Origin of the sequence: Herbidospora yilanensis (assembly GCF_001570565.1) — a bacterium.
In the GTDB taxonomy this organism is placed as follows: Bacteria; Actinomycetota; Actinomycetes; order Streptosporangiales; family Streptosporangiaceae; genus Herbidospora; species Herbidospora yilanensis.
Genome location: NZ_BBXE01000019.1, coordinates 145,416 through 159,674 on the forward strand (window position 1 = coordinate 145,416; position 14,259 = coordinate 159,674).

At 71.6% G+C, this 14,259-nt stretch carries 12 protein-coding genes; 7 read left to right on the plus strand and 5 right to left on the minus strand.

Translation table 11 applies throughout. The features are described 5' to 3' along the window. Positions 1–9 precede the first annotated feature (9 nt). The 3 genes from AW273_RS13370 to def form a co-directional block, all read right to left on the minus strand. Positions 10–750 carry a glycosyltransferase family 2 protein gene (locus tag AW273_RS13370; protein WP_232327376.1) on the minus strand — a complete coding sequence of 247 codons (741 nt, stop codon included), beginning with the start codon at positions 748–750 and terminating at the stop codon, positions 10–12. 427 nt (positions 751–1,177) lie between these two features. Then, positions 1,178–1,984, minus strand: coding sequence for a peptidoglycan recognition protein family protein (locus AW273_RS13375; protein ID WP_062348611.1), 807 nt, complete (start codon positions 1,982–1,984; stop codon positions 1,178–1,180). A gap of 93 nt (positions 1,985–2,077) precedes the next feature. Then, positions 2,078–2,551: a peptide deformylase gene (def, locus tag AW273_RS13380; protein WP_062348612.1), complete on the minus strand. Its 474-nt coding sequence runs from the start codon at positions 2,549–2,551 to the stop codon at positions 2,078–2,080. Between the two features lie 216 nt (positions 2,552–2,767). Here def and AW273_RS13385 point away from each other — a divergent pair, with 216 nt between their 5' ends. The 7 genes from AW273_RS13385 to AW273_RS13415 all read left to right on the plus strand — a co-directional run bounded on the left by AW273_RS13385 (position 2,768) and on the right by AW273_RS13415 (position 12,323). After that, the gene (locus AW273_RS13385; protein ID WP_062348613.1) at positions 2,768–4,093 is read left to right on the plus strand and encodes an MFS transporter; all 1,326 of its coding nucleotides are present in this window, start codon (positions 2,768–2,770) and stop codon (positions 4,091–4,093) included. A 78-nt stretch (positions 4,094–4,171) separates the two neighbouring features. Then, positions 4,172–6,259 carry a molybdopterin oxidoreductase family protein gene (locus AW273_RS13390; protein WP_083949737.1) on the plus strand — a complete coding sequence of 696 codons (2,088 nt, stop codon included), beginning with the start codon at positions 4,172–4,174 and terminating at the stop codon, positions 6,257–6,259. Beyond that, positions 6,256–7,659, plus strand: a complete 1,404-nt coding sequence (locus AW273_RS13395; RefSeq protein ID WP_062348615.1) for an FAD-dependent oxidoreductase — start codon at positions 6,256–6,258, stop codon at positions 7,657–7,659. The genes AW273_RS13390 and AW273_RS13395 overlap by 4 nt, the downstream gene beginning before the upstream one ends. Continuing rightward, positions 7,656–10,073 carry a nitrite reductase large subunit NirB gene (gene nirB, locus AW273_RS13400; protein ID WP_062348616.1) on the plus strand — a complete coding sequence of 806 codons (2,418 nt, stop codon included), beginning with the start codon at positions 7,656–7,658 and terminating at the stop codon, positions 10,071–10,073. Before AW273_RS13395 ends, nirB begins: the two co-directional genes overlap by 4 nt. Next, positions 10,070–10,393, plus strand: coding sequence for a nitrite reductase small subunit NirD (gene nirD, locus AW273_RS13405; protein WP_062348617.1), 324 nt, complete (start codon positions 10,070–10,072; stop codon positions 10,391–10,393). The genes nirB and nirD overlap by 4 nt, the downstream gene beginning before the upstream one ends. After that, entirely contained in the window at positions 10,390–11,574 is a 1,185-nt protein-coding gene (locus AW273_RS13410; RefSeq protein WP_062348618.1) for a uroporphyrinogen-III synthase, read from the plus strand. The genes nirD and AW273_RS13410 overlap by 4 nt, the downstream gene beginning before the upstream one ends. Continuing rightward, positions 11,571–12,323: a sirohydrochlorin chelatase gene (locus tag AW273_RS13415; RefSeq protein ID WP_083949738.1), complete on the plus strand. Its 753-nt coding sequence runs from the start codon at positions 11,571–11,573 to the stop codon at positions 12,321–12,323. The genes AW273_RS13410 and AW273_RS13415 overlap by 4 nt, the downstream gene beginning before the upstream one ends. Here the strand turns inward: AW273_RS13415 and AW273_RS13420 are convergent. Then, a complete protein-coding gene (locus AW273_RS13420) occupies positions 12,236–12,745 on the minus strand; it encodes a hypothetical protein (protein ID WP_157555769.1) in 510 nt (169 codons plus the stop codon). The genes AW273_RS13415 and AW273_RS13420 overlap by 88 nt on opposite strands. 545 nt (positions 12,746–13,290) lie before the next feature. Beyond that, positions 13,291–14,145, minus strand: coding sequence for a PAC2 family protein (locus tag AW273_RS13425; protein WP_030452355.1), 855 nt, complete (start codon positions 14,143–14,145; stop codon positions 13,291–13,293). Positions 14,146–14,259 lie beyond the last annotated feature (114 nt).

Sequence of the window (14,259 nt, forward strand, 5' to 3'; positions counted from 1 at the left end):
TCTCAGTCGTCAGGCCGCGCCCTGGTCGGCGGGCACTCCGGCCTCCGCGCTCACCCGCGCGGGCGCGGGGAGCCGGGTGTCGCGTTCGCGCAGGATCGTCTTCAGCACCCGCCAGCCGTCGCGGACCGTGCGCAGGTTGCTGGTGCCGTGGATGCGGCCGCGTTCGTGGCTCGGCACCTCGTGCACCTTCAGCCCGGCCTTGGCGGCGCGGATGTTCAGCAGGGTCTCGACCTCGAAGCCGGCGCAGTCGGGCGCCAGGACGTCGAGGCCGCTGGCCCAGAACGCGTTGTAGCCGTAGCAGAGGTCGGTGTAGCGGGTGCCGTAGAGCAGGTTGACCAGGCCCGACAGCAGGAAGTTGCCCAGGCGGCGGCCGAAGGTGATGTCGTCGCTGGCGCCGCCGTGGGTGAAGCGGGAGCCCTTGGCGTAGTCGGCCCCGGCGACCAGCGCGGCGACGAAGCGGACGATCTCCCGGCCGTCGGTCGAGCCGTCGGCGTCGATCATCACGATGATCTCGCCGGTGCAGGCCGCGAACCCGGCGGCCAGCGCGTCGCCCTTGCCCCGCCCCGGCTGGGTGACCACCCGCAGCCCGGGACGCAGCCGCCGCGCCACCGCGACCGTGTCGTCGGTCGAGTCGCCGTCGACCAGCACGACCTCGTGGACCCACCGGGGCAGCGTCGCGAAGACGTGGGGCAGGTTCTCGGCCTCGTTCAGCGCCGGCACCACGACGCTCACCCGAGGTGCGATCGCCATTAGAGGAGTAATTGTGGTGAATGACCCTAAATGGGATATAGGACGAGAAATGCTGCTCTCGGGATTCATGGTGCGGGGATCCTCCGGGGCAAGGTGCGTGCTGCGTCGTTGCAAATGGGGCACGATTGCCTTCGCGAGCTGCGAGGACGTGAAACGTACCAGGGATGGGCTCGCCTTGGGAACCGCGCCCGTCCGGATGTGTCCGGACCGGAACGCGGCCGAAACAAGGAGCGCTAAGACGCTACATGTCCTGATCTCGTGCCGGGTGGAGATCCCGCCGAAACACGCCGGGACGTAAAGAAGATCTTCATTCGGCCCCCACCTCGCATCACCGGGAAGTTCCCTCGTTGGACGTTAGGTGGATATACGTCCACATTCCAGGTGTATTAGAACGATGTATACATCTGAGCAAGTTTGATAACTTCGGTCAACCGGGACGACCGATTTCAGTCAGGTTCTCCGAGAGTCCGATCGCGGGGCCGTGATCGAATACGCGCTCCGGCCGTTCGGCGAACATCACGCCCCGGCGCGGCAGCGCCGCCTGCTCCAGCTCCCAGATCAGCGGGTCGAACCGGCGGCCCACCATCCGGTGCCACACCCGCTCGCGCAACTCGGGCAGCAGGTCGTAGAGGTAGTCGCCGGGGCAGCGGGTGTTGTTCAGGTCGCGGTGGCCGACGATCGCCTCGTAGGGATTGAGGTCGTAGGTCGCGCACAACCACGCCGTCAGCTTGACCAGCGAGCCGAGCAGGGCCAGCGGCGGGCTGGTGCGGGCGTAGGTGCCCTCGTTCTCGATGCCCAGCGTCGACCGGTTGTGGTCGGCGGTGTGGGCGCCCACGGCGTGCATGCCCCGGGAGACCGCCAGCAGGGTGCGGTTGCGGCCCTCCATGATGTGGCCGCCCCGGCTGATGGTGAACTGCTCGCCGATGTCGTCCCACCGGTTGCGGCGCATGTGGTGCTTCTGGATCGCGCGGGAGAGCCGGTAGGCGTGCTCCACGGTGTCGTCCATCGTGTTGGACGTCGCGGTGTGGTGGATCACGATGTATTCGGGGGCCCGGCGCAGGATCGTCGCGGTCTCCCGGGGTTCCCGGGCCTCCCATTCGAGCCGTTCGTGGATGCGGGGCCGGATCGGCCCCCGCGCGGCCTCCGCCCGCTGGACGCCCAGCAGGGGGACCGCGGCGCCCGCGATGCCCAGGGAGAAACCGAGCGAGAGGACATGGCGGCGGTCCAGGGGCATGCGCGCTCCTCCGAGAGGCGGGAGGAGACGATTCGGTTACACAGCGTGACAGGTAGGATGAATACCTCGGGAACGCCGCGCCCAAACCGGGCATCACACCTGTGCCAGGAACTTCTCCCGCTCTTCGGGCGCCAGCCGGTCGCTGAACAACATTCCGTCGAGGTGGTCGGCCTCGTGTTGCAGCACCCGGGCCAGCAGGCCGACGGCCCGGACGGTCACCGGCTTGCCGAACATGTCACGGCCCCGCGCGGTGACCGAGAAGGATCGTTCCAGTGGCCACCAGATCCCCGGGGCCGACAGGCAGGCCTCGTCGGCGACGACCTTCCGTTCGGAGGCCTCCACGCGCGGGTTCACGATGTGGCCCGCCCGGCCGTCGAGGGAGAAGGCGAACACCCGGAGGGGGACGCCGAGCTGCGGCGCGGCCAGACCGGCCCGGCCGGCGCCCGCGCGGAGGGTCAGCGTGAGCGACTTGACCAGCTCACGCAGTTCCTTGTCGAAGGTGGTGACGTGTTGGGCTACGTTGCGTAGCGCTGGATCGGTGAACGGGACGATCTGATGAGCAGTCACAGCACGCTCCCCGCGGCGACGACGACACCAAGTCGAAATGCCCGGCCCGCACTTGCCCTAATCGCGGTTAAATCGGCGTTGCGTCGGTGCGTCGTATGAGTTTCTTGTTTCGTACGTGCGACCCACTTAACGGGCGCACCGTCACCGATCGTCAGTGTGCGTAACGGCGGCCTCCTACGTTCCAGGCAACCCTGGAAACCGAGGAAGGACCCCCTCATGGCACGCTGGATCGCCGACTGGCGCCCGGACGACCCCGACTTCTGGGCCGCCGGAGGGCGGCGGGTCGCCCGCCGCAACCTGATCTTCTCGATCTTCGCCGAACATCTCGGGTTCACGCTCTGGACGGTGTGGAGCATCGTCGCGGTGCGCCTGAGCGCGTACGAGTTCACGACCGACCAGTTGTTCTGGATCGTCGCCCTGCCGAACCTGGTGGGGTCGGCGCTGCGGCTGCCCTACACCTTCGGGCCCGCGAAGTTCGGCGGGCGCAACTTCACGGTGGTCAGCGCGCTGCTGCTGCTCGTGCCCGCGGGGCTGCTCGCGGTGGCGGTCAGCGACCCGGCGACACCCTACTGGATCTTCCTCGTCATCGCCGCGACGGCCGGGCTGGGCGGCGGCAACTTCGCCTCCAGCATGGCCAACATCACCTACTTCTACCCGCAGTCCAAGCAGGGGGCCGCACTCGGGCTGAACGCGGCCGGGGGCAACATCGGGGTCTCCTCGGTGCAGCTCGTGATGCCGCTGGTGATCGGCGCCTTCGGGCTGGCCGCGGCCGGGCTGTTCTGGGTGCCGTTCATCCTGGCGGCGGCGCTGGCAGCCTACTTCTTCATGGACAACCTGACGGTCGCCAGGGCCGAGCCGCGCGAGATGGCGAAGGCGGCGGCCAGGCCGCAGACGTGGATCATGTCGGTCCTCTACATCGGCACCTTCGGCTCGTTCATCGGCTACTCGACCGCCTTCCCGCTGCTGCTCACCTCGCAGTTCCCCGAGCAGTCGGGGCTGACCTCGCTGGCGTTCCTGGGCGCCCTGCTCGGCTCGCTGATCCGTCCCGTGGGCGGCTGGTTGTCCGACCGGCTCGGCGGCGCGGTGGTCACGCTGTGGAACTTCGCCGCGATGGCGGGCGCGGTCCTCCTCGTGTACGCCGGCCTCGCGGCCCACAACGTGCTGCTGTTCTTCGCCGCCTACCTGTTGCTCATCGGCACCGCGGGGGTCGGCAACGGGTCGACGTACCGGATGATCCCGGCGATCTTCCGGGCCAAGGCGATCGAGGGACTGGAGCCGGGCACGCAGGCCTACGACGACGCCCTGGCGGCCGGCCGCCGGGACGCCGCGGCGGCCATCGGCTTCATCTCCGCCGTCGGGGCCTTCGGCGGCTTCTTCATCAATCGCGGGTTCGGCTCGTCCATCGCCGCGACCGGGGGAGCGGGGGCGGCGATAACCGCTTTCGCCATTTTCTATGGCATTTGTTTCGTTCTGACCTGGTTCTGCTACCTGCGACGTCACGCCACCGGGACCACCCCCAGCCTCGCCGCCGCCCGTGTTTAACGAAGGAACGGCACCTTGTAGCACAGCGGTAACAGAAGGGACCCAGCGGTGAAACCGCCTGAAAGCACCATCGGACCCATGCCGTTCTCACTTTCCGCTCCGGCGTCTGTGATGTCGCCGCTGCCCGAGGGGACGGCCACGCACTGCCCGTACTGCGCCCTGCAGTGCGGCATGCACGTCAGTGCGGCCGAGACCACCCAGGTCGAGATCACGCCGCGCGACGACGTGCCGGCCAACCAGGGCGGCCTGTGCCAGAAGGGCTGGACCGCCGGCACGCTGCTGCGCTCGCCGCACCGGCTGACCACCCCCCTCATCCACGGCAAGCCGGCGGGCTGGGACGAGGCCCTCGGGTACGCGGCCTCCCGCGTCGCCCGGATCCAGGACGTGCACGGCCCCGACGCGGTCGCCGTCTTCGGCGGCGGCGGGCTGACCAACGAGAAGGCCTACCAGCTCGGCAAGTTCGCCCGGGTCGCGCTGCGCACCAGCCAGATCGACTACAACGGCCGGTTCTGCATGTCGTCGGCCGCCGCCGCGACCAACCGCGCCTTCGGCCTCGACCGGGGCCTGCCCTTTCCGATCACCGATCTGGGCGAGGCCGACGCGGTGCTGCTGGCGGGCGGCAACGTCGCCGAGACCATGCCGCCCTTCGTGCGCCACCTCAACCCGGCCGGGCTGATCGTCGTCGACCCCCGCGAGACCGCCACCGCCCGGCTGGCCGCCCTGCACCTGCAGAACACCCCCGGCACCGACCTGGCCCTCGCGCTCGCGCTGCTGCACATCGCCATCGCCGACGGCCACGTCTCCGAGGAGTACGTGAGCGCCCGCACGACCGGCTTCGACGCGGTCCGCGACAGCGTCTCGGCCTGGTGGCCCGAACGCGCCGAACGGGTCACCGGCGTTGCGGTCGCGCACCTGCGCCGGGCCGTCGCGATGCTCGCCGAGGCGGGCAACGCCGTCATCCTCACCGGTCGCGGCGCCGAGCAGCACGCCAAGGGCACCGACACCGTCACCGCCTACATCAACCTGGCGCTCACGCTCGGCCTGCCCGGCCGCCCCGGCTCCGGCTACGGCTGCGTCACCGGCCAGGGCAACGGCCAGGGCGGCCGGGAGCACGGCCAGAAGGCCGACCAGCTTCCCGGCTACCGCAAGATCGACGACCCGGCGGCCCGCGCCCACGTCGCCGCCGTCTGGGGCGTCGACCCCGCCGACCTGCCCGGCCCCGGCCGCTCGGCCTACGAGCTGCTCGACGCCCTGGGCACCCCCGAAGGTCCGAAGGGCCTGCTGCTGTTCGGCTCCAACCCGGTCGTCTCCTCGCCCCGCTCCGGTCACGTCGCCGGGCGGCTCGCGGCGCTCGACCTGCTGGTCGTGGCCGACTTCGTGCTCTCCGACACCGCCGAGCTGGCCACCGTCGTCCTGCCCACGGCCCAGTGGGCCGAGGAGGCGGGCACGATGACCAACCTCGAAGGGCGCGTGCTGCTGCGCCGCCGGGCCGTCGCTCCGCCCTCGGGGGTGCGGAGCGACCTGGAGATCCTCGCCGGACTGGCCGAACGCCTCGGCCGGGGCGGCTCGTTCCCGGCCGACCCCCGCACCGTCTTCGACGAGCTGCGCCGGGCCAGCGCCGGCGGCCTCGCCGACTACTCGGGCATCACGTACGAGAAGATCGCCGACCAGGGCGGGGTCTTCTGGCCCTGCCCCGCCGACGACCACCCCGGCACCCCGCGCGTCTTCCTCGACCGCTTCCCCACCCCCGACGGGAGGGCCCGCATGGTCGCCGTCGACCACCGGCCGCCGGTCGAGGACGTCGACGCCGACTACCCCTACTACCTGACCACCGGCCGACTGCTGGCCCACTACCAGAGCGGCGCCCAGACCCGCAGGGTGGCCGACCTGGTCGAGGCCGCCCCCGAACCGTTCCTCGAACTGCATCCCGACCTCGCCGACCACCTCGGCATCCGCCCCGGCGACCTGGTCAGGGTGACCGGCCGGCGGGGGGCCACCGAGGCGTCGGCCCGGATCAGCGCGGCGATCCGGGCCGACACCGTTTTCCTGCCCTTCCACTGGGAGGGCCCCAACCGGCTGACCAACCCGGCTCTCGACCCGGTCTCGCGCATGCCCGAGTTCAAGGTGTGCGCGGTCAACCTCGCGGTCGTGGGAGGTGGCCGATGAGGGGCATCGTCGTGGTGGGCAACGGCATGGCCGGGTCCCGCCTGGTCAGCGAGGTGCGCGCGCGCGACAAGAAGGCGCGGGTGACCGTGTTCGGGGCGGAGGAGCGGGCGCCGTACAACCGGGTGCTGCTGTCCAACGTGCTGGCCGGCACCACCCGGGCCGACCAGGTGCGCCTGCACGGGCCCTCCTGGTACAGCGACCACAACGTGACGGTCCACCTGGGCACCGAGGTCGTCGCGATCGACCGGGAGACCCGGTGCGTCATCACGGCCGACGGGCGACGCACGCCGTTCAGCGTGCTGGTGCTGGCCACCGGCAGCGAGCCGGTCGTGCCCGCGGTGCCCGGGGCCGAGCGGGCCATCGCGTTCCGCACGATGGACGACTGCGAGCGCATCCTGGCGGCGGCGAAGGAGGCCCGCCGGGCCGTCGTCATCGGCGGCGGGCTGCTCGGCGTCGAGGCCGCCCGCGGCCTGGCCGGGCGCGGCCTGCCGGTCACCCTGCTCCACCTCAAGGGCCACCTGATGGACCGCCAGCTCGACCACGAGGCCGGGCAGGTGCTCGGCGACACCCTCGAAGGGCTCGGCGTCGAGATCATGACCGGCGTCTCCGTCACCGGGATCACCGACGGCAAGGTCGAGCTGACCACCGGCCACGTCGAGGCCGACCTGGTCGTGGCGGCCTGCGGGGTCCGGCCGGTCACCACGCTGGCCCGCGACGCCGGACTGCACGTCGAACGCGGGATCGTCGTCGACGACGAGATGCGCACCGACGACCCGGCGATCTTCGCCATCGGGGAGTGCGCCCAGCACGACGGCCAGGTCTACGGCCTGGTCGCGCCCTGCTGGGAGCAGGCCGCCATCGTCGCCGACCTCGTCACCGGCGCCGACGCGCGGGCCCGCTACCGGGGCTCGCGCCTGGTCACCCGGCTCAAGGCCAAGAGCGTCGAACTGGCCGCGATGGGCGAGACCCACCTGACCGACGCCGACGCCGAGATCGTGCGCTTCACCCACCGGAGCGGCGGCACCTACCGCAAGCTCGTCATCCGCGACGGCCGCCTGGTCGGCGCGATCCTCGTGGGCGACCCGGCCACGGTCGGCACGCTCACCCAGCTCTACGACCGGGGCGGCCCGCTGCCCGCCGACCGGGCCGGGCTGCTGTTCCCCGCCCTGTCCGGCGCGGCGCCGGTCAGCCCCAGCCCGGTACGCATGCCCGACGCGGCCCAGGTCTGCCGCTGCAACAACGTGACGAAGGGACAGATCAGGACCTGCTGGGAGGCCGGGGCCCGCGACGTGGCCGCCGTGGCGGCGGCGACCCGGGCGACCACCGGATGCGGAAGTTGCGCCGAGACGGTCGGCGGAATCGTGGAATGGCTGTGCGAACAGGAAGGGGCGAGCGCATGACCCGCGTTCTCATCGTCGGTAATGGCCCGTCCGCGCACCGGCTGGCCGAGACGCTCACGACCCGGGGCTTCGCCGGTTCGGTGACGATCCTGGGGGAGGAGCCCCGGGGCGCGTACGACCGGGTCGCCCTCACGTCCTACCTGACGGAGGACCGCGACCTCGCCTATCCCGAGATCCCGGGTGTGGCGGTCCTCGTCGACACCAGGGTCGTCTCGATCGAGCCCGCCGCCAAGACGGTCAACGGCACGATCCCCTACGACGTCCTGGTGCTGGCCACCGGCTCCGCGCCGTTCGTGCCGCCGGTGCCGGGCCGCGAGCTCGACGGTTGCCACGTCTACCGGACCATCGACGACCTCGACGCCATCAGGGCCTCCGCGAAGACGGCGACGGCCGGCGTCGTCGTGGGCGGCGGCCTCCTCGGGCTGGAGGCCGCCGACGCCCTGCGCGGGCTGGGCCTGAAGACGCACATCGTCGAGATGAGCCCGTGGCTGATGCCCCGCCAGGTCGACGAGGGCGGCGGGGCCGTGCTGAAGAAGCACGTGGAGTCGCTCGGGCTGACCGTGCACACCAGCTCGGGCGTCACCCGCATCGAGGGCGACGACCGCGTCACCGGCCTGCTGACCCCGGACAGGGGCGTCATCGACGCGCAGATCGTGGTGTTCTCCGCCGGCATCCGGCCGCGCGACGAGCTGGCCCGGGGCGCGGGGCTCCAGGTCGGCGAGCGCGGCGGCATCGTGGTCGACGACGGCATGCGCACCAGCGACCCGTCGATCTTCGCCATCGGAGAGTGCGCCCTGCACGACGGCCAGATCTACGGCCTGGTCGCGCCGTGCATGACGATGGCCGAGGTGGCCGCCGACCGCATCATGGGCGGCGCGGCCGCGTTCACCGGCGCCGACCTGTCGACCAAGCTCAAGCTGCTCGGCGTCGAGGTGGCCCAGTTCGGCGCGATGGCGGGCGCCCTCGACGTCACCTACCTCGACCCGGTCGCCGGGGTCTACAAGAAGCTGTTCGTCAGCGACGACGCCTCGACCCTGCTCGGCGGCATCTGCGTCGGCGACGCCGCCCCCTACGCCACGCTGCGCTCCTTCGTCGGCTCCGAGCTGCCGGCCGCCCCGAGCGACCTGCTGTTCAGCCCGACCGCCGTGGAGCTGCCCGGGGACGCGCCGGTCTGCTCGTGCAACAACGTGACCAAGAACGACGTCACCGCGGCCATCAAGGAGCACGACCTCACCGACGTCGCCGGGGTCAAGGCCTGCACCCGGGCCGGCACCACCTGCGGGAGCTGCCTGCCGCTGCTGAAGAAGATCCTCACCGAGTCGGGCGTCGACACCGGGTCGGGCCTGTGCGAGCACTTCGCGCACAGCCGGGCCGAGTTGTTCACGATCGTCCAGGTTCGCGGCATCACCACGTTCACCCAGCTCATCGACGAGCACGGGACCGGCCGGGGCTGCGACATCTGCAAGCCCGTGGTGGCCTCGATCCTGGCGTCGCTGCACAACGGTCACGTCCTGGAGGGCGAACAGGCCGCGCTCCAGGACACGAACGACCATTTCCTAGCTAACCTACAGAAAAATGGGACATACTCGATCGTGCCCCGGATCCCGGGGGGCGAGATCACCCCGGAGAAACTGATCGTGATCGGCGAGGTCGCCCGCGACTTCGGCCTGTACACCAAGATCACTGGAGGTCAGCGCATCGACCTGTTCGGCGCCCGCGTCGAAGAGCTGCCCCGCATCTGGCGGCGCCTGGTCGACGCCGGGTTCGAGTCGGGCCACGCCTACGGCAAGGCCCTGCGCACGGTGAAGTCGTGCGTCGGCTCCACCTGGTGCCGTTACGGCGTACAGGACTCGGTGACCCTCGCCATCGACCTGGAGTTGCGCTACCGGGGCCTGCGCTCGCCGCACAAGCTCAAGTCGGGGGTCAGCGGCTGCGCCCGCGAGTGCGCCGAGGCCCGGTCGAAGGACTTCGGCGTCATCGCCACAGAGAAGGGCTGGAACCTCTACGTCGGCGGCAACGGCGGCTTCACCCCCCGCCACGCCGACCTGCTGGTCCAGGACGTCGACACCGCGACCCTCATCCGCACGATCGACCGGTTCCTGATGTTCTACATCCGCACCGCCGACCGCCTCCAGCGCACGGCCGCGTGGCTGGAGAACCTCGAAGGCGGCCTCGACCGGCTCCGCGAGATCGTCATGGACGACGCCCTCGGGATCTGCGCCGACCTCGACGCCCAGATGGCCGCCCACATCGCGACCTACGCCGACGAGTGGCGGGCCACCCTCGACGACCCGGTGAAGCTGCGCCGCTTCGTCAGCTTCGTGAACGCGCCCGGCACGCCCGACCCGTCGATCACCTTCACCACCGAACGCGACCAGATCAAGCCCGAGATCCTGCAGGTGACGAGCCGATGAACTGGATTCCCGTCTGCCCCCTTCCCGACCTGCTGCCCGAGCGCGGCGCCTGCGCCCTGATCGGCGACGAGCAGGTGGCCGTGTTCCGAGCCCACGACGGGTCCCTGTACGCCATCGGCAACCAGGACCCCTTCAGCGGTGCCTACATCCTGTCCCGGGGGATCGTCGGCACCAGGAACGGGGAGCCGACCGTGGCCTCCCCGATGCACAAACAGGTGTTCTCGCTCACCAGCGGGGTCTGCCTGGACGAACCCGGGACTGTGATACCGACATTTCCGATTCGCGTCACCATGGGGATGGTTGAGGTGAGCGTCAAATGACCGCACTGCTCGAAGAGACACAACTGGCCGCACTGGCCGAGGGGCTGTCTCCGGAGACCGCGCCGAACGCGTTGTCCGGCTTCACGATCGGCGTCACCGCCACACGACGTCGCGAGGAGTTCTCGGCGCTGCTCGAACGCCGGGGCGCGCGCGTGGTGAGGGCGCCCGCGATCCGGCTGGTGCCGCTCTCCGAGGACGCCGACCTGATGGCGGCCACCCGCGAGTGCCTGGCCACGCCGGTCGACGACGTGGTCGTCACCACCGGCGTCGGCTTCCGCGGCTGGGTCGCCGCCGCCGAGGGCTGGGGCCTGGCCGGCCACCTGACCGCCCGGCTGGCCGACGCCCGGCTGCTCACCCGCGGCCCCAAGGCCCGCGGCGCCGTCAGGGCGGCCGGCCTCACCGACCACTGGACCCCCGCGACCGAGTCGTGCGAGGAGGTCCTGCGCTACCTCCTGAACCAGGACCTGCGCGGACGCCGCATCGCGATCCAGTTGCACGGTGAGCCGCTGACCGGGTTCGTCGCCGACCTGCGCGCCGCCGGGGCCGAGGTCATCGAGGTGCCGGTCTACCAGTGGCTGCCCTACCGCGACACCTCGCCGCTGCGCCGCCTGGTCAGCCAGGTCGCCTCCGGCGCGATCGACGCGGTGGCGTTCACCAGCGCCCCCGCCGTGCACGCCATGCTCAACGCGGCCCGCGCCGACGGGCTGGAGGACGCCCTGCTGGCCGCCTTCCGCGGGCCGGTGACGGCCGCCTGCGTCGGGCCGGTCACCGCGCAGCCGCTGGTCGCCAAGGGCGTGCCGGTGATCCAGCCGGAGCGGTCGCGGCTCGGCTCGCTGGCCCGCACGCTGGCCCGGCACCTGCCGGAGAACAGCGTCACCCGGCTCACCGCCGGCGGTCACGAACTGGAGATCCGGGGCCACGCGGTGGTCGTCGACGGCGAGCTCAAGCCGCTGCCCCCCGCGCCGATGGCGGTGCTGAAGCGGCTCGCCGACCGGCCCGGCCACGTCGTGGCCCGGGCCGACCTGCGGATGGTGCTGCCCGGCGGGCCCTCCCGCGACTCGGCCGAGCACGCCGTCGAGATGGCCATCACCCGGCTGCGCCGGGCCCTCGGCCCCAGCGGCATCGTCGAGACGGTCGTCAAGCGCGGCTACCGCCTGGCCTGTGACCGGGAAGACGTGTGACGACCCTCGTCATGGCGGCCCACGGCGCCCGCAACCCCGAATGGGACGCCGTCCTCGCCGACCTGGCCGGTCGGGTGCGGCGGACCCGTCCGGGCACCGCGGCCCGGCTCGCCTTCCTGGAGCTGAGCGAGCCGCCGCTGGAGCGGGTGCTCGCCGAGGTCGCGGGCCCCGTCGTGGTGGTGCCGCTGCTGCTCGCGGGCGGCTACCACGTCCACATCGACCTGCCCGAGGTGATCGCGCGGGTGCGTCCCGACGCGGTCGTCGCGGGCCCGCTGGGCCCGCACCCGCTGCTCACCGCGGTGCTGGCCCGGCGGCTGGCCGCCGCCGGGCTGCGGCCCCGCGACGCGGTGATCCTGGGCGCGGCCGGCTCCTCCGACCCGGCGGCCCTCGCCGCCGTGCGCGCCGCCGCCCGCCTTCTGTCGGTACGCCTCGCGCGCCCGGTCACCGCCGCGTTCGCGTCGTCGGGCCGGCCGGGCATCGCCGACGCGCTGGCCGAGGTCAGGAGAGGCCCGGCCCCCCGGACGGTGGTGGCCTCCTACCTGCTGGCCCCCGGCCTGTTCCACACCCGGCTGGCCGAGAGCGGCGCCGACGTGGTCAGCGCCCCGCTGGGCGTCGACGACGACCTGGCCAGGCTGGTGTGGCACCGATACGACGAGGCGCGTCAGGGATCCAGCCGCAGCTCCCGCACGATCGCCTCGGCCGCGTCGGGCCGCGACGGCTCCGAGTCGGCGCCGGTGAAGATCTCGTAGTAGGCGTGCCGGAAACAGCCGGCCAGCAGCAGGCGGGCGCTGGACTCGGGGTGGACGTCGGCCCTGACCCGCCCGAGCTCCTGCTCGCCGGCGAGGTAGGCGGCCAGCGGGAGCACCTCGCCCTCGGGCCCGAGCTCCGATTCGCGCATGGCCTGCCGGAAGCGGACCGTGAGGATCGGGGAGACGAAGGCCGGGAGGGCGGCGGCCTGGATCTCCGTGTAGTAGTGGATGCCGGCCAGCGCGACCGGCCGCAGGTTCCCGGTCACGTCGCCGTGCCCGGGGCGCAGGTCGTGCAGCAGCCGGAGCCAGGCCGGCAGCCGGTCCTGCAGCAGAGCCAGGAAGGTCTCGACCGCCTGAGCCGGGGTGGTGCCCCGGATCTGGGGAGTGGCGGCTCCGAGCGGCTCGGTGGTGCCCGTTTTCATCCGCATCGCCATGTCGAGGACACGCCGACGGGTTTCTTGAGAAGAATGGTGCGGTTGCTGGGAGGGAGTTACCATTTTCGCCCTTGTGCGCGCAGTCCACAGAAGACGCTTGTGAGGAAGGAAGCGCTAATTATTACCGCACGACGACGGTGAAGTGGGAGGAAAACCAGCATCCGGTTTCCACCGGATGAACCCGCACGGTGTCAAGCCCGGACCGGTCCACCGCGTGCCCGCCCGACGACGGCCGTCACCACGACCGGCGAGGCGCAGGGATAAGCGTGCGTGACCAGCACGAACAGGTAGACCCAGGTAGACCGGGGTGGTGTCGGCGGCGTGCACGACGACGAAGGTCTCCAGGTCGCGCCGAGCGTCAGGTGGCAGAGGTTCGGCCACGGGCCGGTGGACAGGGGATGACAGCCGACAGCACACTCGACAGGCCCGGCCGTGCCTCCGGCTCGCCGCCGGCAGCGCGACAGCGGCACCGTGACGGCGAAGACCGCCGTCGAGTCACCCGCGCCTGATCGCCTCCGGTTCGCGGCCCGGCGTCAGCCGTCGGTGCCCCGGTCGCGCCGCCGCAGGTAGCGCTCGAACTCGGCCGCGATCGCGTCGCCGCTCGCCTCGGGCAGGTCGGCGGCGTCTTTGCGCTCCTCCAGCTCCTTGACGTATTCGGCGACCTCGGAGTCCTGGGCGGCGAGTTCGTCGACGCCGGTCTCCCAGGCGCGGGCCTCTTCGGGCAGCTCGCCGTAGGGCATCGGGATGTCGAGGAGGTCTTCGACCCGGCGCAGCAGGGCCAGGGTCGCCTTGGGGTTGGGCGGCTGGGCGACGTAGTGGGGCACCGAGGCCCACAGGGAGATCGTCTGCAGCCCCGCGTGGCCGAGGGTGTGCTGGAGCACGCCGATGATGCCGGTCGGGCCTTCGTACTTGGTCAGTTCGAGGTTGAGAACCCGGGCGAGGCCGGGGTCGCTGACCGAGCCCACGATGGGCACCGGCCGGGTGTGGGGGGAGTCGTTCAGCAGGGCGCCCAGGAGGAGGGCCAGTTCGATGCCGAGTTCGTGGCAGAGCCCGACGATCTCCTGGCAGAACGTGCGCCAGCGCATGTTGGGCTCGATGCCGCGCAGCAGCACGACGTCACGCTTGGCCCCCGGGGGGCGGGCCACCAGCAGGCGGGTGGTGGGCCAGGTGATCGACCGGGTCATGCCCTCGCCCATTTCCACGATGGGCCGGGTCACCTGGAAGTCGTAATAGTCTTCCGGGTCGAGCTCCACCAGCGGGGTGGCCTTCCACTCGGCCTCCAGGTGCGCGAGCACCGCGCTCGACGCCTCACCCGCATCGTTCCAGCCTTCGAACGCGGCGATCAGCACCGGGTCGACGAGCTCAGGGAGCCCTTCGAGCTCGATCAAGCCGCCTCCTCACATAGTCGTGGACCCAGCCTAGTTGTAGTGCGCCCCGGAGCGTTATCCGTGGCCACCGATAAGCTGAGGGCCGACACCCGACTGCTCCCCCGAGGCCGATAC